Below are 15,615 nucleotides of genomic sequence, written 5' to 3'. Positions count from 1 at the left end.
TCCGAATGGGAACCGTTGTCGAATGGGAGGACATTACCGACAAGCTTGCGCAAGAGAAAGAAGATCAGAAGCAAGCAGCAGAAACCGGACGCGTCAAGCAGGCACTTGATGTGTGTAAAGCCAATGTGATGATGGCCGATGCCGATTACAATATCATCTATTTCAACGACTCACTCACCGAGATGCTCAGCGAGAATGAGAAGACGCTACAGCAGGAGCTTAGAAGCTTCGATATGAAGACCCTACTGGGAGCTAATATCGATATTTTCCATAAAAACCCTGCTCATCAGCGTGGCATGCTAGACAGACTGACAAGTACCTATGCAACCTGCATCGAAGTATCTGGGCTCACCTTCGACTTAATCGCCACGCCAGTATTTGACAACGATGTACGTACCGGGACCGTGGTCGAATGGCAAGACATCACGGCTAAGCTAGCGAAAGAGAAAGAGGAGCAACAACAAGCCGCGGATACGGGACGCATCAAGCAAGCATTAGACGTATGTAAAGCCAACGTGATGATGGCCGATGCAGATTACAACATCATCTACCTCAACGAGTCACTCAACGAAATGCTCAGCGAGAATGAACGCACCCTACAGCAGAGCCTCGCTAAGTTCGATATGAAGACCCTTATGGGCACTAACATAGACATCTTCCATAAGAATCCAGCACATCAGAGAGGCATGCTAGACAAACTCACTAGCACTTACGAAACCAGCATAGAAGTGTCTGGACTCACCTTTGAGCTCATCGCCACCCCGGTTTTCGATAACGGTCAGCGAAGCGGAACAGTGGTCGAGTGGCAAGATGTCACCGCTAAGCTAGCGAAAGAGAAAGAGGAGCAACAACAAGCCGCTGAAACCGGTCGTATCAAGCAGGCGCTGGATGTATGTAAGGCAAATGTGATGATGGCCGATGCGGACTACAACATCATCTACTTCAACGAATCACTCAACGAAATGCTCGGCGAGAATGAGAAGACCCTGAAGAAGAGCCTGAGTCGCTTCGACATGCGCACTCTGATGGGAAGTAATATCGATATATTCCATAAGAAACCGGCTCATCAACGCGGCATGTTAGATAGGCTCACTGAAACCTTCGAGACCAACATAGAAGTGTCGGGCCTCACCTTCGGTCTGATCGCCACCCCAGTGTTCGATAATGGCGAGCGAACCGGCACAGTTGTCGAGTGGCAAGATTTGACCGTCAAGTTAGCCCGTGAAGCCGAACAGCAACAGCTAGCAGCAGAAAATGCCCGCATCAAGCAGGCATTGGACAATGTCTCAGCCAATACCATGGTGGCAGATGCCGATCTTAACATCATCTATATGAACAACGCCGTAGGCAACATGTTCAGAAATGCACAAGCCGATATAGTCAAAGATCTGCCTAATTTCGATTCCAATAACCTTATGGGGGTCAATATCGATGACTTCCATAAGAATCCGGCCCATCAACGAGGCCTACTAGGTGGACTCACCTCCACCTACTCGAGCCAGCTATTAGTCGGAGGACGCACCTTCAAGGTGGTGGCTAACCCCATCAAGGATGACAATGGCGAGCGCATAGGCACAGTCGTCGAATGGACCGATCGCACCGCAGAGGTCGCTATCGAGCATGAAATAGATACCATCATTTCGTCTGCAGCAGCTGGTGACTTAAGTCATAGAGTCTCCACCGAAGGTAAGGACGGCTTCTTCCTCAACCTCTCTAACGGCCTTAATCGCTTAGTGGGTATCGCAGATAACGTTATCTCGGATGTGGTTAACATGTTCGACGGCTTAGCCAAGGGAGATCTAACCCGTCAGATCAACGGCGAATACGAAGGTCAATTCGGTAAGCTACAGACAGATGCCAATGCGACCGTATCCAGACTCACCGAGGTCTTAGGCGGCATCAACGAGTCGGCCAATACGGTGACTAGCGGCGCCGAAGAGATAGCCCAGGGCAACGCAGATCTCAGTCAGCGAACCGAAGAGCAAGCAGCATCCTTGGAAGAAACGGCATCAAGCATGGAGGAGATGACTGCAACAGTCACCCAGAGCGCTCAAAACGCCACATTAGCCAATGAGTTGGCTCAGCAAGCGAATTCTAAGGCTGAACATGGTGGTAAGGTCGTAGAGCAGGCTGTCACAGCCATGGAAGCGATTAACGATTCCAGTAAGCGTATCTCGGACATCATAGGTGTCATCGACGAAATTGCTTTCCAAACTAACTTACTCGCACTCAACGCTGCAGTAGAGGCTGCACGAGCCGGTGAGCAAGGACGAGGGTTTGCAGTGGTTGCTGGCGAAGTTCGTAATCTTGCCCAGCGAAGCGCGGGCGCAGCTAAGGAGATTAAAGAGCTCATTCGCGACAGTGTAGGCAAGGTTACTGATGGCACTCAGTTAGTGAATCAGTCAGGTGAGACGCTTGAAGACATAGTACAAGCTGTGACAAAAGTGGCCGACATGATTAGTCAGATAAGTATCGCCTCAGATCAGCAGTCTTCCGGTATTCAAGAGGTCAATAAGGCCATCTCTCAGATGGATGAGATGACCCAACAAAATGCCGCTCTGGTAGAACAAGTCTCGGCAGCTGGTGAAGCCATGGCAGACCAAGCTAGAAATATGAAAACCCAGCTTGGCTTCTTCCAGACTGATGAGCTTAAAACATCGGGTATGGCATCGGCGCCACTGGCGCTAGTCTCGGGAGATAGTCACGGTAACTTGAGTATCAGCAAAGAGGAGTGGAACGAGTTTTAGCGACTCGAGGTAGATAGAAGCTTTTGACATAGGCAGGCTTTGTTTTAATTCAAAGTCTGCCTATGCTTGTTCAACTAGCATATCTACAACACAGCCTAATACATCCACTAAATCAACAGGAGTTAACAACATTGGAAATCATAGATGAAAAGGAGTTTTCTATGACACAAGCAGACTTTGATTTTATTCAAAGTCTTGCCTATGAGGAAACAGGTATTGTTCTCCCAGCCAGAAAAAAACACATGGTTTACTCCAGATTGAGTCGTCGTCTGCGTCAGTTAGGATTAAAGAACTTTTCCCAATATTGCCTTAGAGTTCAAAATGAGCCCAGTGAGCTGGTTAGCTTTGTTAACGCACTAACTACCAATTTAACCGCCTTCTTTAGAGAGGGGCATCACTTCGAATATTTAAATGAAGAAGTTTCACCTCAATGGAAGAAGAGGCGTAACAAACGCATACGAGTCTGGTCTTCGGCTTGCTCGACAGGAGAAGAACCCTACAGTATTGCGATGACACTAGCGGAACATTTTTCCGGAGCGGAGTGGGACTTGAAAATACTGGCCACAGATCTAGATACCAATGTGCTCAGCAAGGCATCGAAGGGCTTGTATGCTGAAGAGAGCACTACAGGACTGCCACAACAATATAGAAGTAAATATATACAGTCGAATCAAGCTGGCATTCAGATTAAACAGAGCATTCAGAAGATGATCCACTTCAAGCAGCTTAACCTACTGCAAAACTGGCCCATGACAGGGCCATTCGATCTCATATTCTGCCGTAATGTATTAATCTATTTTGATAATGAGACAAAAGCAAAAATCATCGCCAAGTTCAGGAAGCTACTCGCGCCTGACGGGCTACTCTTCATCGGCCACAGTGAGACGCTAACCAATATATCCGATGAATTTGATCTAATAGGTCAGACCATGTACCAGCCTCTTCAAGGAGGTCACACCAAGATAAATACAGATAAAAATAAAGAAAAGAAGCTAGTTATGTCTTATTGAGACAAGGATTGAGCACCAATTAGATCTAACTAAGGTACAAGACAGATAACAAGGATGAACTTATGATTAATGTGTTAGTGATCGATGACTCACCACTGGTAAGGCAATTGCTAAGCCATTTATTAAATGATGCCGATGACATCAAGGTTATCGCAACGGCAGAAGATCCTTATGAAGCACGAGATCTGATTAAAAAGTTCAATCCCGATGTTTTAACTTTAGATATCGAAATGCCCAAGATGGATGGTATCGCTTTCCTTAGAAATATAATGAAACTTAGGCCCATGCCTGTGATCATGGTCTCAACACTCACGGCCAAAGGCGCTGCGGTAACATTAGAAGCACTTTCAATCGGCGCCGTAGACTTTATTTCCAAACCTAAATCCGACCTTACGAATCAACTGGTCCACTATAAGCAAGAGCTAATCGACAAGGTGCGCCTAGCTTATAGAAGTAAAGTACGCCCTAGAGCCACACAACCCATTGTCAATAAGCCTTTAAGCGGCGTGATGTTTAGTAACAGATTGATTGCTATAGGTGCTTCAACCGGCGGCACTGAAGCGATTCAAAGCGTTTTGACTCGATTACCTTCAAACACACCACCCGTGGTGATTGCCCAGCACATACCTGCCGCTTTTAGCGCCTCATTTGCCAAACGCTTAGATAGCCACTGTGTAATGAAAGTTATCGAAGCTCAAGGAGGCGAATTACTCAAAGCGGGTACCGCCTACTTGGCACCAGGCAATCAACATATGATCGTAGTCCGCAAAGGCAGCTCACTATTTACTAAATTGCTAGATAGCGAACCAGTTAACCGTCATAAGCCCTCCGTCGACGTACTATTTGACAGCGTTGCTCAGTGCGCAGCTAAATCGACTATCGGAATCATATTGACTGGTATGGGTAAAGATGGAGCTAAAGGCCTTCTCAACTTGAAACAGAATGGCTCTTACACCATAGCGCAGGATGAAGCGAGTTCAGTCGTCTGGGGCATGCCTGGAGCAGCTGTAGAGATAGATGCTCATCATGAACAGATGCACTTAGATAAGATCCCACAAAAGCTACTATTCCTGTTGAAGGCAGAAAATAGCAAGGCGAGTTAATAAAATAAGTTCCTAGAACCTAGGAACTAGGAACTAAAAGACCTTTGCCTATTCTTCTATCCAAGTTCCGTCATTTTTGGGTCTGACCCAAGCTTGTGAAAACCAGTAATAGCCAGTTTGGCTTTTACTCGGTGCCGTACAGTTATAGCGAGACCTTCCGGGTGGAAGATCTAATTCTGCTCTGACCGAGAACTCAGTTTCGCTCAACCAAAGTGGCTTCTTGGCACCTTGCCCCTGTATAAAACACATCAACTGGTGGGGATAGATGTCACTCATATCTAACGTCACCTTTAATTCCGGACGCCAATGACCCTCTTTTAATTCAGGATCTCTAGGTGTCATTGAAACTACTGGCATATTTAAGCTATGCATTTTTACTTTCAGGCTAGATAAATCAGCATAGACTCCAGCAACGGGGAATCTCGGCAAAGCAGTGATAGGAGAATAGGCGCCAGCTGCACCAGATTGCTGGCCTAAACCAACGAAACCGTGGCGACTTAGCATGGTTTCTATCGCCTGATTATACTCGCCGTAGGGATAGGCCAACATCTTATGATTTTGACCTGTGGCTTGTTTGATTTCAGCTTCAGTCTTGAGAATATTGGCTTCAATCCGCGTTAACCATTGAGACTCAGACTCTCCAGCTAACTTACGGATAAGGTGCTCGTGGCCCCAGCTATGATTAGCAATTTCAGCGCCCTCTTTCGAGAGCTGAATCAATTCTTCCCAACTCATCATCTCGCTATACTTAGCTTTAATAGGCTCAACCGAGACAAATAGTGTGTAGGGATAACCGTATTCCTTTAAGATGGGATGCGCCGTATTCGCAATACTCTTATACCCGTCATCAAAAGTGATCACTATGGCATTTTCTGCTATCGGTTGCTGGTTTCTAATCGCATCTACAACCTGAGACAAGGGCATCACGATAAAGTCATTATCTGCCAAATATTGCATCTGCTCTTTAAATTGAACCGGCGTTACACTGGTTATTGCGGGAGTGCTTGCCGATACATGATGATATTGTAAGATCACTGCAGCTTGAGCCGTGAAGGCCTGCAGCGATAGACTGAATAACACCAGGAGCGTTATCAGGATATTCTTAAACATAATTAAAACCTCTGAGATGATATGACCCCTGTCGAACTGATCCGTAATAAACAGAAAAATAGACAGCTATTTGCACTCGCCCTGCCCATGATATTATCCAATATCACGGTGCCCCTGCTTGGTCTGGTTGATACCGCCGTTGTCGGCCACTTAAGCAATGCTTATTACCTTGGCGGTGTAGCCGTAGGCTCGACGATGATCACCCTTATCCTCTGGATGTTAGGGTTTCTCAGGATGGCAACAACCGGGCTAGTAGCCCAATCCTATGGTGCTGGAGACACCCAAGCCCAATATAAATTATTGCTACAAGCAGGCAGTTTAGCGCTTATTTTAGGATTAAGTGCGGTACTTCTGCAACTCCCCATACTCAATACAGCCCTTCAGCTCACCGATGCGAGTCAGGAAGTTCAAAGATATGCCCGCGAATATTTTCAGATAAGGATCTGGTCTACCCCCTTCGCCTTACTCAATTTAGTGTTACTCGGATGGCTGTTAGGCAGACAACAACCCAAAGCCGCTATGTGGCAATTAATCGTCGCTAACTTAGCGAATATTGGCCTAGATCTGATTTTTGTTTTAGGCCTAGGATGGGGAGTTAAAGGCGCAGCCCTAGCCTCTGTATTTGCCGACATGGCAGGCTTCTTAGTGGCATTGACTATGGTCTACAGACAACTAGAAAAGACCGGCGGCTTTCACTTTCTCGAGCTTTGCAACAGTCTCAGCCTAAAGAGTTATCACAAACTGCTCAGTCTGAATGCTGATATATTCATTCGCAGCCTCTGCTTACAAATTTCGTTCGCATTTATGACATTTCATGGGGCTAGCCTAGGAGATAACACAGTTGCAGCCAATGCTGTTTTGCTCAATTTATTACTACTCATCAGCTACGCATTAGATGGCATTGCTTATTATGCCGAGGCAGAGGTAGGCAAAGCCTATGGCCAAAAGAATAAAACACTCATGCGGGAAACGGTTACGCTTGCCTGGCTATGGTCTGCTCTATCGGCACTCTTATTCACACTCGTCTTTGCATTCGGTGGCGAGAGTATTATCAACCTACTCACCAACATTAATGAAGTACGTGTCGTCGCGGGTGAATATCTGTTCTGGATTGTGCTTCTCCCTATGCTCTCCTTCGGCTCCTATCTATTCGATGGTGTCTATATTGGCGCAGCAAAGGGCAAGGTCATGCGAAATAGTATGATCATCTCGACGTTTGGCGTCTTCTTCCCCATCTGGTTCTTCCTACAAGATAGCGGTAATCATGCCCTATGGGCTGCCATGAGCTGCTTCATGCTAGCCAGAAGCCTAACCCTGACACTGCATTATCGATATAAATTGAGAGATGAAGAGTTTTAGGTTCTAGGTTCTAGGTTCTAGGTTCTAGGTTCTAGGTTCTAGCAGACATAAAAAAAGCGAGTAGGCTAGATAGCCAACTCGCTTTTTCTTACTCTTTTATAACCTAGAAACGTCCGTTACTGGTATGAGTGATCGCCAGCTTGGTGCTCTGTGATGTCTTTAACACCAGTAAGCTCACCAGGGAACATCTCAAGTAGTTGCTTCTCGATTCCATCCTTCAAGGTGACATCAACCATAGAACAACCGTTACAACCACCGCCAAACTGCAAGATAGCCACGCCTTCTTCAGACACTTCCATCAGCATAATGTTGCCACCATGACTTGCGAGTTGCGGATTAATTTCAGATTGAATCACATACTCGATACGCTCATTGAGAGAGGCGTCACTAGCAACTTTACGCATCTTAGCATTCGGTGCTTTTAGGGTAAGCTGTGAACCAAGTTGATCGGTAACGAAATCGATGGTGGCATCTTCTAAGAATGGTACGCTCTTTTCGTCGACCATGGCGTTAAAGCCATTAAATTCTAGTTCCGTATCATCGGCTTCAACGGCATCTGGTGGACAGTATGAAACGCCGCACTCAGCTGTAGCAGTACCAGGACTGATTACAAATACACGAATATGAGTTCCTTCGGACTGATCTGCTAACAAGGTAACAAAATGAGCCTGAGCTGCATCGGAAATGGTGATCATTAAGACATGCTCCGTCTGGTAAAACTTGACTGTTTTAGTAAGATATAGAGGTATGATACTCCGACTCAGTGAAGCTTTGTAGTCCCTTTGTAAATTGCTTTGGCCTTTTCGGAGATAAATTGAGTGTTTTTTATCTCATCATCATGACTGAGTCGACATTTTCTCTGATGGAATCAAGCGTTAACTGTGGCTATAATTCCCTCTAGCTGATAATTTAACCTTATATAATACAAGAATAAAAATCATATCTATGTTGAGAGTTTTCCTGTTGCTTCTAACGTTAGTGAGTTCGTTTTGCCTCACTGCTACTTCTCTTGCTGCAGATCCGCAAACGGTGATCCAGATCTCAAAATCAGGTTCAGATCCAACCCTTACCTCACCTGAATCTTTCTTAGGCTATCCACTAGGACAATGGCACCTTCGTCATGACCAACTCAATTTCTATCTGAAGCAGCTAGCCAATGATAGCGAAAGGGTATCACTCGAATTAAGTGGTCAAACTCATGAGGCGAGGCAACAACTCACGGCTGTGATCACCTCAAAAAAGAATCAGCACAATTTAGACGACATTATAAATCAACGTCAACGAGTCAAAACCGGTGACAAACAATCAGGTCCTTTAGTGATCTGGTTGGCTTATTCTATCCATGGTGACGAAGCCAGTGGCGCTCATTCGGCCATGGCATTAAGCTATTTTCTTGCTTCAAGTAATGAGCAATGGATAAAACAACTCCTAGACGACACCATTGTCTTGATCACTCCCAGCCAAAATCCCGATGGTATGGACCGATTTTCCACCTGGACCAACAATTACCGAGGCCAGACTGAAGTCAGTGATAGCAAGCATAAGGAGCATAGACAAAATTGGCCTAACGGAAGAACCAACCATTACTTCGCAGATCTGAATCGTGACTGGCTATTTCTTCGTCATCCAGAATCTCAGGGAAGAGTGGCATTATTCCATAAGTGGCAACCGCACTATGTGGGAGATTTTCACGAAATGGGCAGGGATCAAAGCTATTTCTTTCAGCCAGGAGTTCCCACACGAACCAATCCAGCGACCTCCCAGACTAATCAAGCGCTAACCGAGAAGCTAGCCCAATTCCACAGACAAGCTCTAGATCAAATCCAACAAGGCTACTTTAGCCGTGAGATATTTGATGACTTTTATTACGGTAAAGGCTCTACTTATCCTGATATTAACGGCTCAATAGGCGTGCTATTCGAACAGGCAAGTCCAAGGGGACAGGTACAGCAAACTAAGAATGGTGAACTTAGACTCACCGATGCCATCAATAATCAGTTCGCCACCTCAATATCTAGCTTAAAGGGCGCGTTCGCTTTAAAAGATGAACTGATTGAGTACCAAAGCGAGTTTTATCAGGGCCGTGATAAGCAACTAAAGCGTGGACGTCAAACTGGTTACCTTATCGGTTCATCATCTAACCAAGCTCGTATCGAAGATATCACTCAATTGCTAAGGCGACACAAAATTGAGTTTTACTATTTAACCGATACCGTGCAGCAAGGAAATATTGATTTCTTTGCCGAAAGCAGTCTGTTTATTCCAATCAATCAGCCTCAAAAAAGCTTACTCATTGCGATGTTTGATAACAGCACCGAATTCGAAGATCCGACATTTTATGATGTTTCCAGCTGGAATTTAGAAAGTGCTTATCACTTGAAAATGGTCAGACGTAGTAAGTTAGATATTGATGTTTTAAGACAAGATGCCCCAAAGAAACCAGAATTTAACAAAAACGACCAATCCGTAGCAGTACTCATTAATTGGCAGCAGGATATGGCGGCCCCAGCATTACAGGTTTTATTAGATGATAATATCTTAGTTAAATATGCCGAAAAACCATTCAGTATATTAATCAATGGTGAGACAAAGAATTTTCCCGCAGGCACCTTACAAGTACCACTAAAACAGCCCAAACATAGTGCTAATAAAATTAATACCACACTGGCAGAGCTAGCCTCTAAATATACGCTACAGATGCACTCAGCCACCACTAGCGCAGCCATCTCAGGTATAGATCTTGGCAGCCCTAACTTCAATGTCATCAAACCCGTTAAGCCTCTGCTGATCACAGGCCGTGGCACAGATGCTTCTGAGGTTGGGGAGTTATGGTACTACTTAGATCGCAAGCTTTCAGTGCCTGTCACCCTGATAGACGTAGGTTACCTTTCCAGAATAAAGTTAAATCAATACACCCATGTGTTTATGGCTGGTGGAACATACTCTTCACTCGACGAGAAATTCGCTAGGAAATTAGGCCAGTTCACGACTGATGGCGGCACCATCATCGCCCAGAAAGGCGCATTAACTTGGTTGAATAAAAATAACGTACTCAAGAGTGACATCAAGGGAAAGCGTTTCTATAAACAGTTATTCGACACCACAGGCTTAAGCTATAAAGATAAAGAAAAACTCTCAGCAAGACAATCTATAGGTGGTGCCATCGTAGAGTTATCACTCGACCCAAGCAATCCAATTAACTTCGGTATCGAAGGTAATCGTCTAGCCATTTTAAAAAATATGGCCATTGGATTAACCACCAGTTCAGCCCCATTCACTGTTGCTGCGAAGTATGCCGATGAACCATTAATAAGTGGCTATCTTGCTAAAGAGTATCAGCGTAGCTTCTCCAATAATCCCGCCATAGTACTAGAAACCAGAGGCAAGGGAGCCATCGTCGCCCTCGCCGATAACCTGATGTTTCGAAACATCTGGCTAGGCTCAGAAAAGATTTATGCCAACGCACTCTACTTGGTTCCAGCATTGAATTAATACTAGTCTAACAATCCTGGTGCTTCAGCTCTCGCTAAGCACCAGACTTGCACATGAACATGCCTTTTCTCAAATAGTGAAGCGATCTCTTTTGCTGTTGTCCCCGTCGTCACCACGTCATCAATTAATGCAATACGTTGATAAGGAAAATCTTGTTCTAACTCAAATGCATTAGCCAAATTTCTGCGCCTCTGCTTACCTGTTAATCCTGCTTGAGGCTGGGTATCTAAGACTCGATTGAGACCACTGGTAGAAAATGGAATATCGAGCTGCTGACTTAACGCTTGAGTAATGATCCAAGCCTGATTGAAGCCTCGTTGCTTTAATCTATCTACATGCAGGGGAACAGGAATGAGTACTTGTGGTAATTTTAATAAACCTAAATGCTCTAGCTCCTGTACCCGATTAACTAATGCCTTAGTTAATACAGGTAGAGCCGCGAATTGAGCGCGATATTTAATCGCTGCAACCCAAGGGCCTAATCCCTGATGATAACTGCAGGGCGCAACAATCATCAGAGGTTCTTGCTTGAGGCATGAGCCACAATATCGAGACTGAGTGACTAAGGTGCAACCACAGCCTAAGCAGACAGACGCTTGATAAATACCAGCCGATAAACAGACAGAACATATTCCGCTTTCAGGCAGCATCACACTTTGATGGCACATCAAACACCGATTGGGTAAACTTGCAGCCAGCCACAGTTTGATAGCTGTAAAAGCATTCTGTGCCAATTGTCTAACCAGTATTATTCGCTGTGTAAGCTGAACCAATTTCATCGACTTTTCCATTGAGGTATACCAGTGAGCCAAACGCTGTTACATATAAAATCTATTGGCCCTATTTCAGCCCCTGAAATTGTTATGATCCATGGCTGGGGAATGAATAGCGCAGTATTTACCCCTCTCCACTCCTCTTTATCTCAGTATAGGGTGCACTATGTCGATCTGCCGGGCTTCGGTAATAGCACTGCCATCGATGGTGAAATAGATAATTGGCTAGAAGCATTGATAAAGGTTCTACCTGAATCAGCTATTTGGGTGGGATGGTCACTGGGTGGGCTTGTGGCAACACTCGCTGCGACTCAATATCCACAGAAGATAAAAGGTCTGATAACCATTGCTTCTTCCCCCTGTTTTATGGCCCGAGAAGAAGAGAAGTGGCCAGGGATCCCACCTCAGGTTCTTGCCCAATTCGGACAATCGCTGCATAAAGATCTCAGCAAGACAGTAGAGCGATTCCTTGCCATTCAGGCCATGGGGAGTGCGACGGCAAAAGAAGATATCAAGCAACTTAGAAGCTTAGTCTTAGCTAAACCGCTTCCAAATTCTAACGCCCTACTTCAGGGGCTGAAAATGCTCGAAGAGGTTGATTTGAGGCCTAAGTTAAACCAGATAGAAATGCCTTGGCTAAGAATTTGGGGACGACTAGACAGTCTGGTGCCCAGACATGTTCCTGCTTTAATGCCAAAGAATGTCGAACTTTACCAAGATGTCATACTTAATAAGGCTTCTCACGCGCCATTTATCTCACATACCGATGAATTTTTAGACGAATTTGTGACCTGGATAGAAAAAGTCACTAATTAAGCATCCCACTAACCTGTCTAGCTTTATCTTTTGCCCATAAATGGTTATTATTTAACCATACAAGTAAAGGGCCTTACTATGCTAGTCGTCACAAACTACCCGCAAGTACCGATAGCGACAACCAATGTCGCTACCGATTCTGCGCGCGTAGATAGTCAGCAAAGACCGCCTGTCGTGCCGACACCAGAAATAGTTAAGAGCCACGAAGAACGTCCATTTACCCCGCAACATGAACGCACAGCTGAGCAACCAGAAATACAGGCTAAGCTGAATGAGCGTTTACAGGGGAAACAGCAAGGAAGTGGGCAACAGCAACAGGATAGTCCACAGCAAAAAGAAGCCGAAAAAACAACATCGGCTCCAGCCTCGATTAAAGATATACTCAGAAACAGACCAGCACTTAGCAGGCGTGACGTACGCGTTAGTCAGCAGATGACGCCAACTAATAATAATCAACCGATTAATGAGAAGAGTGCAGCCTTGCAGAACCAGCCTGATGAGTTCTATCAAGCTGTTGCGCAACATGTCAGTAGTTATTATCTACAACAAACAACTCCCCAGCCTCAGCATGCTATTTCATCATTTGTTTAAACAATCATACCAAGCGATCCCTCTGTAGAATAAGTTCAGGCATAGCTAATACCAATCAGTATAAGAAAGTGATCTACTCAGAGTGATTTTTGGCAACTAATTCTAGGCGAATAGCTGATGGAATGGTTATTCCCTTGTGAAGCTATTCAACGAAGAAGTAGGCGGCCAAAAACACTCCTAAAAGGCGAGTTTTAGCGCTTCATACGCTGTGTTAACGAGCTAGAACGTAGAATAACTATGCTCTTCACTCGTTGCCTTGCCTCTGAAGCGCTAAACTCTCGCTGAGCGATCACATCTTTATACTGATTGGTATAATCTTAATCTTGCAGTACTTCATTAACCGCAGCAGATGGTACAAGTGCCCCATCTTCTAGCGCTAGCTGAAGCGTATCACTTTGCGGATGATTCACTGCGAGCCGTTCTTCATTAGACAATGAACGATAGAGGCCACGGTTGTACGCCATGCTTCCCCATAATGCCCAAGCAAGCGCTGTTTGTTTCATTTCTTCAGCTTGAGGTGCTGTACTCAGTTTCTCCGTCGCAAAGTCATACTTAAAACCAGCAGCATCACGCTCAGGCTGTAATATCACCACATCATCGCCGCGCATATATGCCATATTTTTATCATATTGCATCAAGGCACGTCCCGGCCAATCATCGCTAACTCGGGTTAAGTCTTGCCCAAGCATTGGGTAGCTATCTGAGACTCCCATCATAGACAATAGCGTGGGTGCCATATCAATTTGGCTTACCACTCGTTGATCTTGTCTAGGCTCGACGCCATCCCCTAAGATAATTCCTGGGATCCGAAAGCGAGAAATAGGCACTAAACTCGCGCCGCCGACACGGCTATCATGGTCAGCCACAATCAAAAATAGCGTATCTTTCCAGTACTCAGATGCTTTAGCGAGTTTGAAAAACTCTCCCACAGCATAATCTGCATACTTAACTGCATTATTGACAGTCTGCTTAGGTTGCTCATAAAGCTCAACTTTATCGTCAGGAAACTCAAAAGGTTCGTGATTACTGGAGCTAAATACTAAACTAAAAAACGGCTTACCTTGCTCATGAAACTGCTCAAACTCTTGATGAGCACGACGCAACAGATCTTCATCCGACACTCCCCACGATGCTACAAAAGAGGGATCATCATAATTATTTTCATCGACGATATGACTGAAACCATTACCGAGGAAGAAGCTCTTCATGTTATCGAAATGACTTTCGCCACCATACACAAACTGAGTCTCGTAGCCATGCGCCTTAAGTAACTCGGCAATAGTGAAAAAATCCTGCTGACTTTTACCTAATTTAACCACAGAACGAGCAGGCGTTGGTGTAAACCCTGTCGTAATTGCTTCTATACCGCGAACTGAACGTGTACCTGTGGCATAAAGCCTTTCAAATGACCAGCCTTGCTGGGCAAGCGCATCAATATTAGGTGTTAATGGCAAGCCGCCTAATCCGCCGACAAAACGCGCTCCCAGACTTTCTTGCAAGATAATAACCAGATTTTTTGGCTTTCCTTGATAGCTGGCAGGATTAAATGACACACTCGGTGCATCTTCTAATAGAAAGTGATTACTCGCTCTACCACTTTCTTTCCTGATGGTGTCGATAACCTTCTGTTCATCCATTCGGCCATATATCTTGGCAGCATTAGCCTCGTTACCCATTTGATTAATGGCGAAAACCAGTGAATATGATGAGTTAATCACTAAGGAATTGACTAAAGGGTCATCGGCAAACGCCACTAACGCTGGATTAAGAGGCCTATGGCCTAAACTCGAACGAGCACCGAGTAAGGTCACCACAATCACAGCTAAAGCAATAACAGGACGCCAATACCAGCGTGAGTAAATAAGATTTTTGAGCAGATAGCCACTTAATTTCCAACCACCAAAAAGCGTAGCGACACTGACGACAAAACCGAAGATGACTTCCAGTTTTCGTCCGCCCCAAAGCATTGAGAAAACTTCTTTAGGATAGATAAGGTATTCAACATATAGACGGTTGGGGCGAATACCGTACTCCTCAATAAACGAGGGAGTGGATACTTCCAGAAATAGAATGAGCCAAAGCCCTAAGGTCAGCCAGAGTTGCAGTACTTTATTCCAGCCACGACCAATAGCATGATCGCCGGAAAAAATGGCCGTACCTAATGCAGCGATCCCCCACAACCAACACAAGGTCGCAAAATCGACTCTCAGCCCTTGAAGCAAAAGGTGGGACCAACCATTAACAGCGGTAACCCTTTCGATTTGCCATACACCTAAGCCAATACGACTTAAGGTCACGAGTAATAATGCAATTAGACAAAAACATAAGGTGGATCTAAAGGGACCCAAAAAAGAAAAACGAGTGGCCATGGAGCACCCAAATAGTAAACTTAATTATTAATCTAAAGTTAATAAAATGAAACTTTAGAGTGGTCCATGCGCTTTTACTCTATCGAGCATCCTTTGTAGCCGATCACCCTCTACGGAGTGCTAGCCACTTATTATGACAGAAAGCTAATACTAAAGTTCACCTTCCAGCCATAAAAGGTACACATTTACACAACAATTAGAGCTAGCCACAATCAAGGTATCAAAAAACATGCAAAAAAATGTCG

At 45.0% G+C, this 15,615-nt stretch carries 11 protein-coding genes; 7 read left to right on the top strand and 4 right to left on the bottom strand.

Annotated elements, in window-relative coordinates; translation table 11 throughout:
• Positions 1–5 precede the first annotated feature (5 nt).
• The 3 genes from FM038_RS00995 to FM038_RS00985 all read left to right on the top strand — a co-directional run bounded on the left by FM038_RS00995 (position 6) and on the right by FM038_RS00985 (position 4,860).
• Entirely contained in the window at positions 6–2,747 is a 2,742-nt protein-coding gene (locus FM038_RS00995; protein ID WP_419555636.1) for a methyl-accepting chemotaxis protein, read from the top strand.
• A 161-nt stretch (positions 2,748–2,908) separates the two neighbouring features.
• The gene (locus tag FM038_RS00990) at positions 2,909–3,757 is read left to right on the top strand and encodes a CheR family methyltransferase (protein WP_142873084.1); all 849 of its coding nucleotides are present in this window, start codon (positions 2,909–2,911) and stop codon (positions 3,755–3,757) included.
• A 62-nt stretch (positions 3,758–3,819) separates the two neighbouring features.
• A complete protein-coding gene (locus FM038_RS00985) occupies positions 3,820–4,860 on the top strand; it encodes a protein-glutamate methylesterase/protein-glutamine glutaminase (RefSeq protein WP_142873085.1) in 1,041 nt (346 codons plus the stop codon).
• A gap of 48 nt (positions 4,861–4,908) precedes the next feature.
• Here the strand turns inward: FM038_RS00985 and FM038_RS00980 are convergent, their stop codons facing one another.
• Complete coding sequence (locus FM038_RS00980) at positions 4,909–5,970, bottom strand: polysaccharide deacetylase family protein (protein ID WP_142873086.1); 1,062 nt, start codon at positions 5,968–5,970, stop codon at positions 4,909–4,911.
• A gap of 21 nt (positions 5,971–5,991) precedes the next feature.
• On the opposite strand from FM038_RS00980, the gene FM038_RS00975 reads away from it, so the two are divergent.
• On the top strand, positions 5,992–7,329 hold the full coding sequence (locus FM038_RS00975) for an MATE family efflux transporter (RefSeq protein WP_142873087.1): 1,338 nt from the start codon (positions 5,992–5,994) through the stop codon (positions 7,327–7,329).
• 116 nt (positions 7,330–7,445) lie between these two features.
• Here FM038_RS00975 and nfuA read toward each other — a convergent pair whose 3' ends face one another.
• Complete coding sequence (gene nfuA, locus FM038_RS00970) at positions 7,446–8,024, bottom strand: Fe-S biogenesis protein NfuA (protein WP_142873088.1); 579 nt, start codon at positions 8,022–8,024, stop codon at positions 7,446–7,448.
• Between the two features lie 250 nt (positions 8,025–8,274).
• On the opposite strand from nfuA, the gene FM038_RS00965 reads away from it, so the two are divergent.
• On the top strand, positions 8,275–10,821 hold the full coding sequence (locus FM038_RS00965; protein WP_142873089.1) for a M14 family zinc carboxypeptidase: 2,547 nt from the start codon (positions 8,275–8,277) through the stop codon (positions 10,819–10,821).
• Positions 10,822–10,823: 2 nt separating this feature from the next.
• Here the strand turns inward: FM038_RS00965 and FM038_RS00960 are convergent, their stop codons facing one another.
• Positions 10,824–11,489, bottom strand: a complete 666-nt coding sequence (locus FM038_RS00960; RefSeq protein ID WP_223293072.1) for a ComF family protein — start codon at positions 11,487–11,489, stop codon at positions 10,824–10,826.
• A 135-nt stretch (positions 11,490–11,624) separates the two neighbouring features.
• On the opposite strand from FM038_RS00960, the gene bioH reads away from it, so the two are divergent.
• Both bioH and FM038_RS00950 read left to right on the top strand, forming a co-directional pair.
• A complete protein-coding gene (bioH, locus tag FM038_RS00955) occupies positions 11,625–12,410 on the top strand; it encodes a pimeloyl-ACP methyl ester esterase BioH (RefSeq protein ID WP_272877523.1) in 786 nt (261 codons plus the stop codon).
• 78 nt (positions 12,411–12,488) lie between these two features.
• A complete protein-coding gene (locus tag FM038_RS00950; protein WP_142873090.1) occupies positions 12,489–13,001 on the top strand; it encodes a hypothetical protein in 513 nt (170 codons plus the stop codon).
• A 317-nt stretch (positions 13,002–13,318) separates the two neighbouring features.
• On the opposite strand, the gene FM038_RS00945 is transcribed toward FM038_RS00950, so the two are convergent.
• Positions 13,319–15,370, bottom strand: coding sequence for an LTA synthase family protein (locus tag FM038_RS00945; RefSeq protein ID WP_142873091.1), 2,052 nt, complete (start codon positions 15,368–15,370; stop codon positions 13,319–13,321).
• Positions 15,371–15,615 lie beyond the last annotated feature (245 nt).

The sequence above is a fragment of the Shewanella eurypsychrophilus genome (assembly GCF_007004545.3).
In the GTDB taxonomy this organism is placed as follows: domain Bacteria; phylum Pseudomonadota; class Gammaproteobacteria; order Enterobacterales; family Shewanellaceae; genus Shewanella; species Shewanella eurypsychrophilus.
The sequence above is the reverse complement of the archived record's forward strand: the minus strand, read 5'-3'. Positions and strand labels throughout refer to the sequence as shown.